General features: G+C 71.2%; 12 protein-coding genes and 1 tRNA gene. 6 read left to right on the forward strand and 7 right to left on the reverse strand.

Annotated elements, in window-relative coordinates:
* Window positions 1-81: 81 nt before the first annotated feature.
* Together BMH31_RS06370 and BMH31_RS06375 are read left to right on the forward strand one after the other, a co-directional pair.
* The gene (locus BMH31_RS06370) at window positions 82-1,101 is read left to right on the forward strand and encodes an ABC transporter substrate-binding protein (RefSeq protein WP_099723245.1); all 1,020 of its coding nucleotides are present in this window, start codon (window positions 82-84) and stop codon (window positions 1,099-1,101) included.
* Window positions 1,098-3,317 (forward strand): FAD/NAD(P)-binding protein, encoded by a 2,220-nt coding sequence (locus tag BMH31_RS06375; RefSeq protein WP_099723244.1) that lies wholly within the window; start codon window positions 1,098-1,100, stop codon window positions 3,315-3,317. Before BMH31_RS06370 ends, BMH31_RS06375 begins: the two co-directional genes overlap by 4 nt.
* A 136-nt stretch (window positions 3,318-3,453) precedes the next feature.
* Here BMH31_RS06375 and BMH31_RS06380 read toward each other — a convergent pair whose 3' ends face one another.
* The 3 genes from BMH31_RS06380 to BMH31_RS06390 form a co-directional block, all read right to left on the reverse strand.
* Window positions 3,454-4,278 carry a DUF1684 domain-containing protein gene (locus BMH31_RS06380; protein WP_143469797.1) on the reverse strand — a complete coding sequence of 275 codons (825 nt, stop codon included), beginning with the start codon at window positions 4,276-4,278 and terminating at the stop codon, window positions 3,454-3,456.
* Window positions 4,279-4,429: 151 nt separating this feature from the next.
* The gene (locus BMH31_RS06385) at window positions 4,430-5,251 is read right to left on the reverse strand and encodes a response regulator transcription factor (protein WP_099723241.1); all 822 of its coding nucleotides are present in this window, start codon (window positions 5,249-5,251) and stop codon (window positions 4,430-4,432) included.
* Window positions 5,248-6,537, reverse strand: a complete 1,290-nt coding sequence (locus tag BMH31_RS06390; RefSeq protein ID WP_099723325.1) for a sensor histidine kinase — start codon at window positions 6,535-6,537, stop codon at window positions 5,248-5,250. Before BMH31_RS06390 ends, BMH31_RS06385 begins: the two co-directional genes overlap by 4 nt.
* Before the next feature lie 123 nt (window positions 6,538-6,660).
* Between BMH31_RS06390 and BMH31_RS06395 the strand changes: the two genes are divergently transcribed.
* On the forward strand, window positions 6,661-7,551 hold the full coding sequence (locus BMH31_RS06395; RefSeq protein WP_099723240.1) for an ATP-binding cassette domain-containing protein: 891 nt from the start codon (window positions 6,661-6,663) through the stop codon (window positions 7,549-7,551).
* Entirely contained in the window at window positions 7,548-8,669 is a 1,122-nt protein-coding gene (locus BMH31_RS06400) for an ABC transporter permease (RefSeq protein WP_099723239.1), read from the forward strand. Before BMH31_RS06395 ends, BMH31_RS06400 begins: the two co-directional genes overlap by 4 nt.
* 118 nt (window positions 8,670-8,787) lie before the next feature.
* On the opposite strand, the gene BMH31_RS06405 is transcribed toward BMH31_RS06400, so the two are convergent.
* Window positions 8,788-9,672, reverse strand: coding sequence for an exodeoxyribonuclease III (locus BMH31_RS06405; RefSeq protein WP_099723238.1), 885 nt, complete (start codon window positions 9,670-9,672; stop codon window positions 8,788-8,790).
* A gap of 213 nt (window positions 9,673-9,885) precedes the next feature.
* Here BMH31_RS06405 and BMH31_RS06410 point away from each other — a divergent pair, with 213 nt between their 5' ends.
* Window positions 9,886-10,818 (forward strand): sulfurtransferase, encoded by a 933-nt coding sequence (locus BMH31_RS06410; protein ID WP_099723237.1) that lies wholly within the window; start codon window positions 9,886-9,888, stop codon window positions 10,816-10,818.
* 212 nt (window positions 10,819-11,030) lie between these two features.
* Here BMH31_RS06410 and BMH31_RS06415 read toward each other — a convergent pair.
* Both BMH31_RS06415 and BMH31_RS06420 read right to left on the reverse strand, forming a co-directional pair.
* Window positions 11,031-11,101 (reverse strand) — tRNA-Gly (locus BMH31_RS06415).
* 77 nt (window positions 11,102-11,178) lie between these two features.
* Window positions 11,179-12,447: a serine hydrolase domain-containing protein gene (locus BMH31_RS06420; RefSeq protein WP_099723324.1), complete on the reverse strand. Its 1,269-nt coding sequence runs from the start codon at window positions 12,445-12,447 to the stop codon at window positions 11,179-11,181.
* 142 nt (window positions 12,448-12,589) lie between these two features.
* On the opposite strand from BMH31_RS06420, the gene BMH31_RS15830 reads away from it, so the two are divergent.
* The gene (locus tag BMH31_RS15830; RefSeq protein ID WP_306460329.1) at window positions 12,590-13,687 is read left to right on the forward strand and encodes a biliverdin-producing heme oxygenase; all 1,098 of its coding nucleotides are present in this window, start codon (window positions 12,590-12,592) and stop codon (window positions 13,685-13,687) included.
* 65 nt (window positions 13,688-13,752) lie between these two features.
* On the opposite strand, the gene BMH31_RS06430 is transcribed toward BMH31_RS15830, so the two are convergent.
* Window positions 13,753-14,268: a hypothetical protein gene (locus tag BMH31_RS06430; RefSeq protein WP_143469798.1), complete on the reverse strand. Its 516-nt coding sequence runs from the start codon at window positions 14,266-14,268 to the stop codon at window positions 13,753-13,755.
* Window positions 14,269-14,313: the final 45 nt, after the last annotated feature.

A 14,313-nucleotide genomic window follows, 5' to 3' on the forward strand; every position in this document is an offset into this window, starting at 1 on the left:
CTGTCTGACCGGGCTCGCGGCCGGTCGCGCGATCCGCGACCGGCCGCGCCGCAGCCATCCCGAACCCACCAGGAGCCTCCCATGCCACTCGCCAATCCCCTCTCCCGCGCCGGATCCGTCGCCGCCATGGCCGTCGTCGCGCTCGCGCTCGCCGCCTGCTCGGCGGTGGTCACCGATGCGGATCGCGCGGCGCGGCAGAGCGGGAACGGATCGGCGCCGGTCACGGCGGCAGCGCCGAGCTTCGATCTCACGACGAAGAACCTCGCCGAGCGGCCGCACACGAAGCCCATCGCCGAGGCCGTGGACGCGCTCGAGCAGAGCGGGTTCCGTCCCGTGCAGGCCGGGAAGCTCACGGTGGCGTTGGGCGGTGCGGGCGCCCCGCCCACCTCGTTCTTCGCCGAGGACGACGCCCAGACGATCATCGGCAGCGATCCAGACCTCGCCTCGCTCATCGCCGAGGGCCTGGGGCTCGAGTACGCGCCCGAGAACGTGGCCTGGGCCGACTGGCCGCTCGGCATCGAGTCGGGCAAGTACGACCTGGCGCTCACCAACATCGGCGTCACCGAGGAACGGAAGGAGCTGTTCGACTTCGCGACCTACCGCGACGCCGTGATGGGCTTCGTCGTGGCCGACGGCAGCGCCGTCGAGCGGATCGCCGAGCCGAAGGACGTCTCGGGTCTGAAGGTCGTGGTGGGCAGCGGCACCAACCAGGAAAAGTTCCTGCTCGACTGGATCGCGCAGAACCGCGAGGCCGGACTGCCGCCCGGCGAGGCCGTGTACTTCGACGACTTCGCCGCCGGGCAGCTCGCGCTGAAATCCGGTCGCGTCGACGCGAGCATCCTGCCCTACTCGCTGGCCAAGTTCCAGGAGCAGACGGCGGGCGAGACCCGCGTGGTGGGCAAGTTCAACAGCGCCTACCCGGTCAGCGGCGAGGTCGGCACCGTGTCGGCGAAGGGCAGCGGGCTCGCGAAACCCGTGCAGATCGTGATCCAGCACCTCATCGACGACGGCACCTACGCGAAGGTGCTGCAGCGCTGGGGGCAGGGTGAAGAGGCCGTGCGCACCTCGCAGCTCAATCCGCCCGGATTGCCGAAGCCATGAGCGGGGGACAGGGCACGGGAGCGACCGGCGCAGCCGCTCGGATCGATGAGGCCGGTTCTGCCGGTTCAACCGGGGAGCCCGGCGCAGCCGGTTCTGCCGGGGCAGCCGGCGAGTCGGTCGTGCGGATCGTCGGCATCGGAGCGGGCCCGGCCGCCGCGATGCTGCTCGAACGCATCGCCGCCAATCGCGCCGAGCTCGCCCCGGACGTCCGGCTCGAGCTGCGGCTCGTGGATCCGCACCCGCCGGGCGGCGGGCGCATCTGGCGCAGCGCGCAGTCGCCCCTGCTGAAGCTCAACTCGATGCTCGCCGACGTCGCGTTCTTCACCGACGCGTCGTGCCGGATCGAGGGGCCGGTCTCGCCGGGCCCCACGCTCGCCGAGTGGGTGCGCGAGGTGCGCGAGGGAACGATCCCGGCGCCCGCCTGGGCCGACGCCGAGCTGTTCCGCGAACTCGCCGAGATCGGCGAGCGCGACTTCCCGACGCGACGACTGAACAACGCCTACCTGAGCTGGGCCGTCGACGAGACGTTGCGACGGGCCGGTGCTGCCGGGGTCGCCGGTGGGGTCGATGCTGCCGGTGCCACCGGTGGTGTCGGTGCCGTCGGTGCCGCCGGACCTCCGGGCTCCGGCGGCCTCTCGGTCGAGTGGGTGCGCGATCGCGTCGTCGACGTCGAGCCGGGATGCGGCGAGAGCGGCGCCCCGCACCGGGTCCGGCTGGCCTCCGGCGCGGAGCTGACGGCCGACCTCGTCGTGCACGCGCTCGGCCACAGCGGCACGCTGCCGTCCGACGAGTCGATCCGGCTCGGCGCGTTCGCCGACCGGCACGGACTCGGCTACATCGCGCCCGCGTTCACCGCCGACGTCGACCTCGACGGGGTTCCCGCCGGAGCCGACGTGATCGTGCGCGGCATGGGCCTCGCGGCGATTGACCTCGTCGTGCTCCTCACCGAGGGGCGCGGCGGCCGTTTCACCCGCGACGCCGACGGCGCACTCGGGTACCGGCCGAGCGGGCGCGAGCCGATCCTGCACCTGGGATCCCGACGCGGCGTCCCGTACCGGTCCAAGATCACGACCGCCCTCGCCGGCGACCCCGTGCGCCTGGAGTACCTGGGAGCGGAGTTCCACGCGGCGCTCGCCGAGCGGGCGGAGCGTCTCGACTTCGAGCGCGACGTGTGGCCGCTCGTCGTCGCCGAACTCACCACCGGCTACTACCGCGAACTGAGCACCGGGCACCCCGGGCGCGTGTCCCTCGACTGGGCCGAGTTCGCCCCCCGGCTCCGGGCGGCGCTCGATACGCGGGATCCCGGAGTGCTCGCCGCGCTCGCCGCCGCGCACGTACCGGACCCCGAGGACCGTTTCGACCTCGCCGTGTTCGACCGGCCGCTCGCGCAGGCCCCCGATCCGGATGAGGACCCCGGCGCGGGTGGGTTCGCCGCGTCCGGCGGGTTCGCCGCGGGGTTCGGCGGGTTCGGAGCAGGCTCCGTGCAGGATCGGGTCCGGGCGCACATCGCGCAGGACCTGCGGCACCGCACCTCGCCCGAGCACAGCGCGACCCTCGCCCTCTTCCTGACCGCGCTGCACGTCTACCTGTCGCTCGCTGAGATCCCTGGGGAGCGTTGGAACGCGCGCAGCCGCGTCGAACTGCTGCCGGGCCGCTGGCACGGCTTCTTCAGTTACCTCGCGAGCGGGCCGCCCGGGCATCGTCTCGAGGAGCTGCTCGCGCTGGCGGACGCCGGGATCGTGCGGTTCCTCGGCGCCGACGTCGAGCTCGTGGCCGACGAGGAATCGGGGGTGTTCCGCGCTTCGGGATCCGCCGCGGTCGCCGGCGGCACGGCGCGCTCCGGTGTTTCGGCCGGTCTGCTGATCGACGCCTGGCTGCCCGAGGCGCGCGCGTCGCGCAGCGACGATCCGCTGCTGCGTCGGCTCGTGGAGCGCGGCGTGATGCGGGAGCTCGCCGTGGTCGAACGGGGCGAGCGGTTCACGACCGGCCGGATCGAGGCGTCGCCCGAGGGGCGCCTGCCCGGAGCGCCGCGGCAGTACGCGGTGGGTCCCTTCGTTGCCGGCCTCACCGGCGGGGCGTTCACCCGCCCGGGCTTCGACTCGTTGCCGTTCCGGGTGCACGACCGCTGCGCCCGGGCCGTACTCGCGGACGCGGTGGTTGCTGTCGCCGCTCGCGAGCAGATTCCGGTGGAGGCCGAGGCGCCCACCGGGCGGTAGCTCGCGAAGACGGGTCAGCAGGGGACTCGGGTTCGGAAGGAGATTCGGGTTCAGCAGGACGACGCCGAGTGGTTCCGTCCTGCTGAACCCGAATCTCCTCCGGAAGCGGAAGCGGAGGCGGAAGCGGAGGCGGGAGTTAGAGCCGCACCCCGGGGCGCAGCTCGCCGGCTTCGATCCGCACGGGCAGGCGGTTCTCGGGCGGCGGGAACGGGCAGGTCGCGCTCTCCGAGTACGCGCAGGGCGGGTTGGTCGAGCGGGTGAAATCGATCACGACGGTCTCCGCGTCAACCGGTTCGACGCCGACGAAGCGGGCCGCGGGAAAGGTGAGGTCGGTGCCGGTCTCGTCGGCGTAGATCGCGCGCAGGTCGCCGCGTTCCGCAGAGCCGAACAGGGTCAGAGCGAACGGTCGGCCGTCGATCTCGAACTCCGCGGTGCCGGGCGAATCGTAGTGCTGCAGGGCGTCCGGTCCCGCGGCCGATGCGACCGCGACCGCGTCGCGCACGGCCGGCACGAAGCGGGCGGTGACGCGCCACCGTTCGTCGGGCGGGAACACTCCGGTTCCGGCGTAGTCGCGTCGGTCGGGCGACTCGGGGTCACGCGGGCGCACCACGATCCGTCCGCTGCGCGCCGCGATGTCGAGCAGGATCTCGCCCCACGTCAGCGAGGCCCCCGCGATCCCCGTCAGCGGGCCGAGCTCGACCGTGCCCGTCACGAGCTCGCCGTCGCGGGTGACGCTGTCGGCGGCATCGAGCACGACGGTGACGAGGCCGTCGCGGTCGGCGGTCCAGCTGCCAGGAAGGCCGGGCAGCACGGCCGGCGTCTCGCCGAGCCAGTGCATCGCGGTCGGGCTCAGCGGCCCGTACGGAGCGGTGCGCGCCGCCTCCACGCCGGCGTGCCAGGCCGCGTGGGCGTCGGAGAAAGCGGTGGAAGCCGCGGGTACTGGAGATGCTGCTGCGGTCACGGAAACCTCCCGGGGTGCGTTCTCGACTCAGCCAATCACGAGGGGGCGGGCCCGCGGCGAAGGTGACCCGCGGTTACGCGGCCCCGCACCGAACTTCGAGCGGCCGGATCGAGCGGCCGGGTCGAACGGCCGGGTCGAGCGCCGTCCAAGGTCAGCGTCCGCCGTGGGTGTGCGCCCAGACGACGGCCTGGATCCGATCCCGCGCCCCGAGCTTCTGCAGGATCTTCGAGACGTGCGTCTTGATCGTCGCTTCCCCGAGGAACAGCTCGCATGCGATCTCGGCGTTCGATCGGCCGAGGGCGATGAGGGCGAGCACCTCGCGCTCCCGCTCGGTGAGCCCGACGCTGTCGAGCGCGGCCGGGTCGATGGTGTGATCGTCGGGCGCGGACCCGGCAGGAGCCCCGCCGGCGCCGGGGTCGGCACCGGCACGGGCATTCGCTGCCGAGCGCGGGAGCGTGATCGGCAGGGTGCGGTCGGTGCCGCCCGAGCCTCCCGGCTCGCCCGAGCCGTCCGCGCCCCCGGGTTCGCCCGAACCTCCGGCGCCTTCTGCGGCGCGGCTCATGACGGCTCGGGTGACATCGGGGCCGAGCAGGGCGTGCCCGGCCGCGAGGGTGCGCACGGCGTCGACGAACTGTTCGGCGCGCGCGGTCTTGAGCAGGAACCCGCTGACGCCCGCGGCGAGGGCGTCGAACAGGTATTCCTCGTGCCCGAAGGTCGTGAGCACCAGGACCGCGGGCGGCTCGGATCCTGTCGGGGGTTCGCTGAGGATCCGCCGGGTCGCGGCGATGCCGTCGAGGTTCGGCATCTCGACGTCCATGCAGATCACGTCGGGGCGCAGCTCGGCGGCCAGCGCAACGGCCTCGAGGCCGTCGGCGGCTTCGCCCACCACCTCGATGTCGGGTTCGACGGAGAGGATGATGCGGAATCCCGACCTCACCAGGGCCTGATCGTCGACGAGCAGCACCCGGATCATGCGTCGACCTCCTCGGCGACGCCGAGGGGCACGCGGGCGCGCACCAGGAATCCGCCCTGCTCGCGCCGCCCCGATTGCAGCGTGCCGCCCACAGCGCCGATCCGTTCGCGCATGCCCCGGAGGCCGAGTTGGGAACCGCTGGGGCGGGATCCGGGGAGGGTCTGCCGGATCCCGTCGTCGGTTACTTCGACCTCGACGGCGTCGGCGGTGAACCGCAGCCGGACCGTGCAGCTCGCCCCCGATCCCGCGTGCTTGCGCACGTTGGTCAGTGCCTCCTGCAGGACCCGGTAGAGCGCGATGTCGACGAGCATCGGCAGCGGCCTCGGTTCGCCGATCACGATCAGTTCGGTCGGTGTGCCCGCCCTTCGCGATTCCTCGACGAGTTCGGCGAACTGCGCGACGCCGACGGTCGACGCCGCATCGTCCGCGTCGGGCGAGCGCAGGGTGCGGACCAGGCCGCGCAGCTCGGTGACGGCGGTGTGCGCGCTCTCCTCGACGACTGCGAGCGCCTCCGAGGCGAGCACCGGGTCCCGATCCAGGCTGCGCCGTGCCGCCGCGGCCTGGATCCCCATGACCGAGACGTGGTGCGCGACGACGTCGTGCAGTTCGCGGGCCACGCCGAGTCGGTCGAGCGCCACGGCCTGTGCCGCGCTCGTGCGGCGCTCCAGCTCGAGCTCCCGGCCCTGCGCGTCGAGCTGCGACGCGGTGCGGGCCGCGCGCCAGGCGTGCTGGCCGAAGTAGGCGGCGCCGGCGAAGTAGAGCAGGTTGGTGAGGATCTGCACGGCGACGAACGCGGCGAGCTGCGAGAAGACGCCGATGCGCGAGTATGCGGGGAATGCTTCGGGGTCGCCGGTGGTGACGATGAGGGAGATGATGAGCCACGCGAGCATCGCGATCGAGACGCCCAGCCTGAGCCAGAAGGCCACGACGCGATTGCGACCCCACGCGCCGACCGTGTAATAGGCGCAGAAGAGCCCGATGTTGACGAAGAGGATCTCGGGCACGCCGAACTGGCCGCAGACGAAGAAGCCGACGGCGACGAGCAGCAGCACCGCCTCGGGGAAGCGGCGCCGCACGGCGAGCGGCAGGGTGCAGAGCCCGAGGCCGAGCACCCAGACCCACGGGTCGGCGACGTCCTTGTAGATGCCGATGCGCTCGTAGAGCAGCGCGCTCAGCACCGCACCGATCGCGATCAACGCCGCGAACGCGGCATCCGCGCGCAGCCCGGCGCGGCTCGGAGCGGGGCGGACCCAGCTCGAGTCGGTGCGGGGCAACGAGATCGGCATGGGTCCCACGGTATCGGGAGGCACCGACATCGAGGATCCACCTGGCGGCGGATCCGGATCAGCCCGGCGGGGGAGGCGCTGGCCCGCGCGGATCCCTAGCGTGGGAGTCGGAAGGGAGAACCCATGATCAGCCTCCACTCGATCTCGCGCAGCTTCGGCGACCGCCGGGTGCTGCGGGACGTCTCGTTCGACGTCGCGGCGGGCCGGATGACCGGCTTCGTCGGCGGCAACGGCGCCGGCAAGACCACGACCATGCGCATCATCCTGGGCGTGCTCGCCGCGGACTCGGGGCGCGTCGAGTTCGACGGCGCCGAGATCACGCAGCAGGATCGCGCCCGCTTCGGCTACATGCCCGAGGAGCGCGGCCTGTACCCCAAGATGAAGGTGCTCGAGCAGCTCGTCTACCTGGCGCGCCTGCACGGCATGGGCTCGGCCGAGGCGAAGCGATCGGCCGAGGGCCTCATCGAGCGGCTCGGCCTCGAGGAGCGCGCGAACGACACGCTCGAGAGCCTCTCGCTCGGCAACCAGCAGCGCGCCCAGATCGCCGCGGCCCTCGTGCACGATCCCGTCGCCCTCGTGCTCGACGAGCCGTTCTCGGGCCTCGATCCCATCGCGGTCGAGGTCGTGCTCGGCGTGCTCCGGGACTTCGCGGCCCAGGGCGCACCCGTGCTGTTCTCCTCGCACCAGCTCGACATCGTCGAGCGGCTCTGCGACGACGTCGTGGTGATCGCCGACGGCTCGATCCGCGCTGCCGGGTCCCGCGAGGCGCTCCGTGCCGAGCACTCGGGTTCGACGTTCGAGCTGGAGCTCGCGGGCGATACCGCGGACGCCGGCTGGGTGCGCGAGCAGTCCGGGGTCGAGGTCACCCACCTCGATGGTCGCTTCGCTCGCTTCGACGCGCCCGAAGACGCCGCTCAGGCGGTGCTGGCCACCGCCGTCTCGCGCGGATCCGTGGCCCGGTTCGCACCCGTCACCCCATCCCTCGCCCAGATCTTCCGGGAGGTCATCCGATGACTGCCAACGCTCCCCTCGCCGGCCCGGCCACCGCCGCGACGCCCGCGCGCGCGGCCGGCCTCGCCTGGCTCGTCGCCGAGCGCGAGATCACCACGCGGGTGCGCAGCAAGGCGTTCCTCGTCTCGACGGGGATCCTGCTCCTCCTCGTGCTCGCCTCGGTGCTGCTCGGCGGCTTCGCCTCGAAGCTCGGCGGCGATACCAAGGTCGCCGTGGTCGGCACCGCCGGTGCCGTGCTCGAACAGGCGCCCGGCTTCGACCTGCAGGAGGTCGCGGATCAGTCCGCCGCCGAGAAGCTCGTGCGCTCCGGCGACGTCGAGGCGGCGGTCGTCCCCGGCGGCTCCGGTGCGGGCGGCGTGACCGTGCTCGCGAAGGACTCGGCGCCCGCGTCCGTCGTGCAGCTGCTCTCGGTGCAGCCCGAGGTGAAGCTGCTCGATCCCCTCGACAAGAACCCGATGCTCGCATACTTCATCGCGATCGGCTTCGGCATCGTCTTCATGATGAGCGCCGTGACCTTCGGCACGACCATCGCGCAGAGCGTGGTCGAGGAGAAGCAGACTCGGATCGTCGAGATCCTGCTGGCCACCGTGCCCGCCCGCGTGCTGCTCGCGGGCAAGATCATCGGCAACAGCATCCTGGCACTCGCCCAGGTCGTCGCGATCATCGCGCTCGCCTCCCTCGGCATGCTCGCCACCGGTCAGGACCTGCTGTTCGGGGATCTCGGCACGGCGCTCATCTGGTTCGGTGTGCTCTTCGCCTTCGGCTTCGTCCTGCTCGCCACGCTCTACGCGGCGACCGCGGCGCTCGTCTCCCGGCAGGAGGACATCGGTTCGGTCACCAGCCCGGTCATGATGCTCGTGATGATCCCCTACGTGCTCGTGATCGTGTTCTACACGAACCCCGAGGTGCTCGCGGTCATGAGCTACGTGCCGTTCTCGGCGCCCGTCGGCATGCCGATGCGTCTCTACCTCGGACTCGCGGAATGGTGGGAGCCGCTCGTGGCGATCGTGATCCTCATCGCGTCGATCGCGCTCGTGATCGGCGTCGGCGCACGCATCTACGAGAACTCGATCCTGCGCACCGGCAGCCGGGTGAAGCTCTCCGAGGCGCTCAAGGGCTGAACGCTCGTCGTGCGCAGCGGGGCCGCGGACCATCGGGTCCGCGGCCCCGCCGCGTTCTCCGCGGGTGCGGCACGCGCGCTGCGATCCCGTCGGATCGGCGGTCGGAGATCCGACCGGATCAGAACCACATGGGGCGGTCGAGATCGTCCTCGTCCTCGTAGGACTCGCCGAGGCGGCCCGGATCCACATCGACGACGACGGGGACGTGATCGCTGGGTGCGTCGCCCGTGCGCTCCTGGCGGTGGATCGAGGCACCCGTCACCGCGCCGGCGAACGCCTCGGACGCCATGATGAAGTCGATCCGCATGCCCTCGTCCTTGGGGAACCGGCCCGCCTTGTAGTCCCAGAAGGTGTAGCCCTCGGGCACGGTGGGGCGCACCACGTCGGTGACGGTCGGCGAGAAGCTCTCGAACATCGAGCGCTCGTCGGGCGAGACGTGCGTCGAGCGGCCGACGACGAACGACGGGTCGCCCATGTCGCCGTCGAACGGGGCGATGTTCCAGTCACCCATGAGCGCGAGCGGCAGCTCGGGGTTCTCGGCCAGCCACTGCTCGGCGTCGGTGCGCAGCGCCTCCAGCCAGGCGAGCTTGTACGCGTAGTGCGGGTCGTCGAGCGCCCGGCCGTTCGGCACGTAGAGGCTCCACAGACGCAGATCGCCGACGGTCACGCCGAGCGCGCGCGCCTCGAGCGGGAGGCCGTTCGGGCCCTCGCCCTGCACGTCCTCCTGGCCGGCGATCGGCTTGCCGAAGCCCGGCATGTCGGCGAAACCGCGCGCGACGTCGGTCATCTCGTGCCGGCTCGCGAAGGCGACGCCGTTCCACTGATTGAGGCCGTGGATCTCGAGGTGGTACCCGGCCTGCTCGAAGGCCTCGACCGGGAACTGGTCGGGACGGCACTTGATCTCCTGCATCGCGAGCACGTCGATGTCCTCGCGGACGAGCCAGTCCACCACCCGGCCGACTCGGGTGCGGATCGAATTGACGTTCCAGGTGGCGATGCGCATGGATCCAGCGTATCCGGCCTCGCGGTCCGCCTGCCCGGCCTCGCGGCCCGCCTGCCCGGACCGAGGATCGCGCTCGCCCGATTTCGGAGATCCGCCTGACTTCGGATGCTTGCGGCTGAAGCCTCCGAAATCCTGCGAATCTCCGACGGAGTGACGGCGGTTTGGGAGCTGCGAGACGGTGGATCGCCGAGGCCGGAGGAGCAGAATGGGTGCATGACCGCACCGATCCTCATCTCGGCCGAAGAACTGCGCGAACTGCTGTCCGGGGAGGTTCGGCCGCGCGTGCTCGACGTCCGCTACCGGCTGGGCTTCGCCGACGGGCACGATCAGTACCTGGCCGGGCATATCCCGGGGGCCGTGTTCGTGGATCTCGAGGGGGACCTCGCCGGGCACGGCGCCCCGTCGGACGGGCGGCATCCGCTGCCCGACGACGCGGCGCTCGAGGTGTCGGCGCGCGCTTGGGGGATCCGTGCCGGCCAGACGGTCGTCGTGTACGACGATGCGCGGTCGTTGCCGGCGTCGCGCGCCTGGTGGGCGCTGCGGCGGGCCGGGATCGACGATGTGCGACTGCTCGACGGCGGGCTCTCCGCGTGGATCGCGGCCGGTGGCGCGGTGGAGCCGGGGGAGGTGGTTCCCGAGCCTGGTGATGTGACGCTCACGAGGCCCGGTGCCGCCGGGGTGCTCACGGCGGGGCAGGTCGCGGAGTGGGACGGGATCCTGCTCGATGCCCGTGCGCCGGAGCGGTTCCGGGGCGAGAGCGAGCCGATCGATCCGGTCGCGGGCCACATTCCGGGGGCGCGCAACCTGCCGATCTCGGAGGTGCTGACGGAGGACGGCCGGTTCCGCTCGCCGGAGCGCATCGCGGCGGCGTTCGCGGCGGTGGGTGTGGGCTCCGGCCCGGGCGTGGGCTCCGGCCCGGGCGCCGAGGCGGGCGTGGGTGCTCTGCCGGATGCGGGCGCGGACGCTCTGCCGGATGCGGGCGGAGAAGAGGTCGAGGCGCGGATCGCTGCGTATTGCGGTTCGGGCGTGACGGCGGCGCAGTTGGCGCTCGCGGGGGCGCTCATCGGGCGCGACGTCGTCGTGTTCCCGGGGTCCTGGAGCGCCTGGTCGAACACTCCCGGGCTGCCGGTCGCGACTGGAGAGTAGGCGGGCGGGCTGCAGCGCTTGTCGCTTGTTCAGCGCCGGCGGTCTCTCGGATGCGGCGTCTGAAGCGACGGCATCTGGTGCGGCGGCTCCTGGTGCGGCGGCGTCTGAAGCGACGGCCCCGGGTGCGGCGGCCAGGTATGGCGGGTGGAAGCGCGGCCGGCTGCTGCGCCGGGAACGACGAGAGCCCCGCCTGGGCGGGGCTCTCGTGTCGGAGGGGATGACGAGAATCGAACTCGCGCTGTCTGCTTGGGAAGCAGAAGTTCTACCATTGAACTACATCCCCAGTGCCGGGCGGACCCGACTCTTTCAGCCTAGCAGAACCCGGCTGGCAGGCGGTCGAGCCTGCGGCGGGCAGCAGCCCTACTGGCAGATCGCGGCGCCTGCGAGGGTCTTGGCCTGATCGTCGGCGCTCCAGGGGACGTCCGGGCCTGCCCCCGCGTCCTTCGAGAGCGCTGCGATCTGGAAGGCCAGGGCGCGTGCGAAGCCGGCACCGGCGCTCGAGTTGTTGAGCGTGACGACCACCGTGTATCCCGTGGACGGATCCTGGTAGGCGGCGGTGATGGCGCCGGTGATCGAACCGCTGCGGCCGAACAGAGGCCCCATCTTCTCGACGCCGAAGCCGTACTGCTGCGCGTTCGGGTCCGCGGCGACCTCCTTGGTCGGCTTGCCGTCCTTGTCGCGCTCGGGGTTCTGGGTCGACTGGGTCTTGGCGATGAGCTCCTGGTCCTTCTTCGTGCCGAAGGTGCCGGAGAAGTAGGCGGTGTAGAAGTTCTTCAGGTCCGAGACGGTCGTGACCGAGGCGCCAGCCGCGCTGAGCATGCTGGTGGAGATCTTGTTGAGCTCCGCGGGCTTCGCCTCGCAGACGGGCTTGCCGCCCGCTGCGGGGTAGGTGAGCCCGGTCATGCCGCCGCTGGGCAGCGTCAGGTTGCCCGGGTCGGGGAAGAAGGTCGAACTCATCGAGGCCTTGCTATAGACCCGGCTCTTGAGGAGGTCTGCAAGGGACTGACCGGTGACCTCTTCGAGCGCGCGGGCCAGCACGAGACTGTCGGTGTCGGAGATGTAGACGTTCTGACCGGGCCAGGGGAGCGGCGAACGCACGAGGCCGTTCGCGAGGAGCTCCCGGTCGCTCCACGGACGCAGCGGGTTGTTCGCGAAGATGTCGCTGATGCCCGTCTTGTAGTCGGCGAGGCCCGAGGTTCCGTTGCAGAGCTGCTCGTAGGTGATGCCTTCCAAGCCCTTCTGGCGGGGCAGGTCCTTCGAGACCTCGCGGTTGAGCTTGACGGTGCCGTCCGCGTTGAGGGTGAGTAGGAGGGCACAGAGCGCCGGCTGGGTGGTCTGTCCGCCGCGGATCGCGGCATCGGCGGCGAGCTTGCCCGTGCCGAAGGTCTGCAGGTACTCGCCCTTCTTGTCGCCGCTCCAGACGCCCACGATGGCGTCGGTGGACCCGCTCTGCTTCATCGCCTGCTGGACGGCCTGCTCGATGTTGCCCGAGAGTCCCTTGTCGATGGTGTTCACGGCGTCTGCGCCGCCCGAGGAGCCCTGGCCGGTGCACGCGGTGAGGCCGAGAGCTGCGACGGCGACGGCACCGATCACAGCGATGCGGGAGCGCCGAGCGAGTTTCGAAATCACCGGACCGCCAATCTGTTTGCAGGCATAGAACATTCGCGATTCTACTGCCTGGTTCTCGGGAGGCCGCTGAACCGGGTCTGTGGTGCGTGCGTGGAGCTGGGCCGAGGTGCGGGGTTAGGCAAGCCTTAGTTAGGATGTCGGAGTGAGTGATTTCGACGAGACCGTCATTTCCGGTGTGATCGGCCACATGAACGGCGACCACACCGACGACAACCTGCTGATCGCGCGTGCTTTCGGGTATCCCGAGGCGACGGCGAGCACGATGACGGGCCTGACCGGGGAGCACGGCTGCTGGACCGTGGTGGATCCCGCGGGCGAGTACGAGCTCTGCGTTCCCTGGCCGGCCGGCCGGATCACCGAACGGCCCCAGATCCGTCGCGAAGTCGTGCTGCTCTACCGCGAGGCGTGCAAGCGTCTGGGCATTGAACCGCGCGCTGAGCACGCGGCCCCGCAGCACCTGCCCGGACAGGGCGATGCGGCGCATCCGCACGGCTCGGAGCACGCGGCCCATGGCGGCGCTCATCCCCACGGCGGCCACGGCCACGCGGCGCACGCCGGTTCGAATCCGCACGCGGCCCCGGCGCAGGAGGGCCCCGTGGCGTTCTCGGTCGAGATCCGCAGCGGTTCCTGGTCGGATCACTCCGACAGCGAGGGAGCCGGGTTCATGGAGGGCATCATGCGCGGCCGGGGTACCCGCGAGGACTACGTCGCGCTCGCCGTGCAGCACTACTTCATGTACGAAGCACTGGAGGAGAGCGCGGCGAAGTTCGAGCAGGACGCCCGGTTCGCGGGATTCCACTCGGACGACCTCGAGCGCATGGCCGCGCTCGAAGAGGACCTGGTGTTCCTGGTCGGCGACGACTGGCGAGAGCGTATCGAACCCACTCCTGCGACCGCGGCGTACGCGGCCCGGATCCGTGAGATCGCGGACGAGGGCTGGCTTCCCGGTCTCGTCGCGCACCACTACACCCGCTACCTCGGCGATCTGTCGGGCGGGCAGATGATCGCGCGTCGCGTGGGGAAGCAGTTCGGCTTCGAGCGCGCGGGCATCTCGTTCTACGATTTCTCGTCGCTCGGGGACCTCGCCGAGTTCAAGGACCGGTACCGTGCCGAGCTCGATGCGCTGGGCGAGACGCTCGACCAGGCGGAGCGCGATCGCGTGCTGGCCGAGGTGCGGACCGCCTACCGTTTCAACACCGACGTGTTCGGGGATCTGGCTCGGGCGAAGGCCGCGAACTAGCGCGACTCGGCGGTGCCTCTGTGAAGGGAGGAGCCGGTTCGGAGACGCCGTTGGCTCGGTGACCCTCATCTTTCGCTGAACCTTCGAGCAAGGCCGGCGCGCAGTGGTCGGGGCGCACGGCCGAGGAATGCGCAGAGCCGCCCTTCCGTCTCGTGGAGTCGCTGCGGATGGAAATCTTCGGCGTGCGCTCGGAGGATCTTGTAGCCGATCTCCCGAGCGCGGTCGAGACGAGTCAGATCTCGGAGATATTGCTGGCGGTCTGTGCGGTGCTGCTCGCCGTCGTACTCGAGGATCCGCCTCCGCGCGCGATCGACCTGGTCGAATCGTCCGATCCAGGCTCCGGCACGATCGTGGAGGTCCGCTTGCAGTTCGAGATCGTCGAGGCCCATCGAGGCGAGCACGTAGTGCAGGTGGGATTCCATTCGGGATTCCGCGCCGAGTCGGGACACCGACCAGGCATCGCGCAGCCGCTTGATGCCGCGCGTACGGCTGCGGATCAGGAGAGCGTCGACTTCCGATTCGGTGAGTGAAGCCCCATCGGGGATCCGTCGAGGACGGCGCAGGTGGTCGAGGGCGACCACGAGTTCGAGAAACGGGAGCGTCGCGGCGGATTGCAGGAGGGCGAG

This window comes from Leucobacter sp. OLIS6 (assembly GCF_002752355.1).
GTDB lineage: Bacteria > Actinomycetota > Actinomycetes > Actinomycetales > Microbacteriaceae > Leucobacter.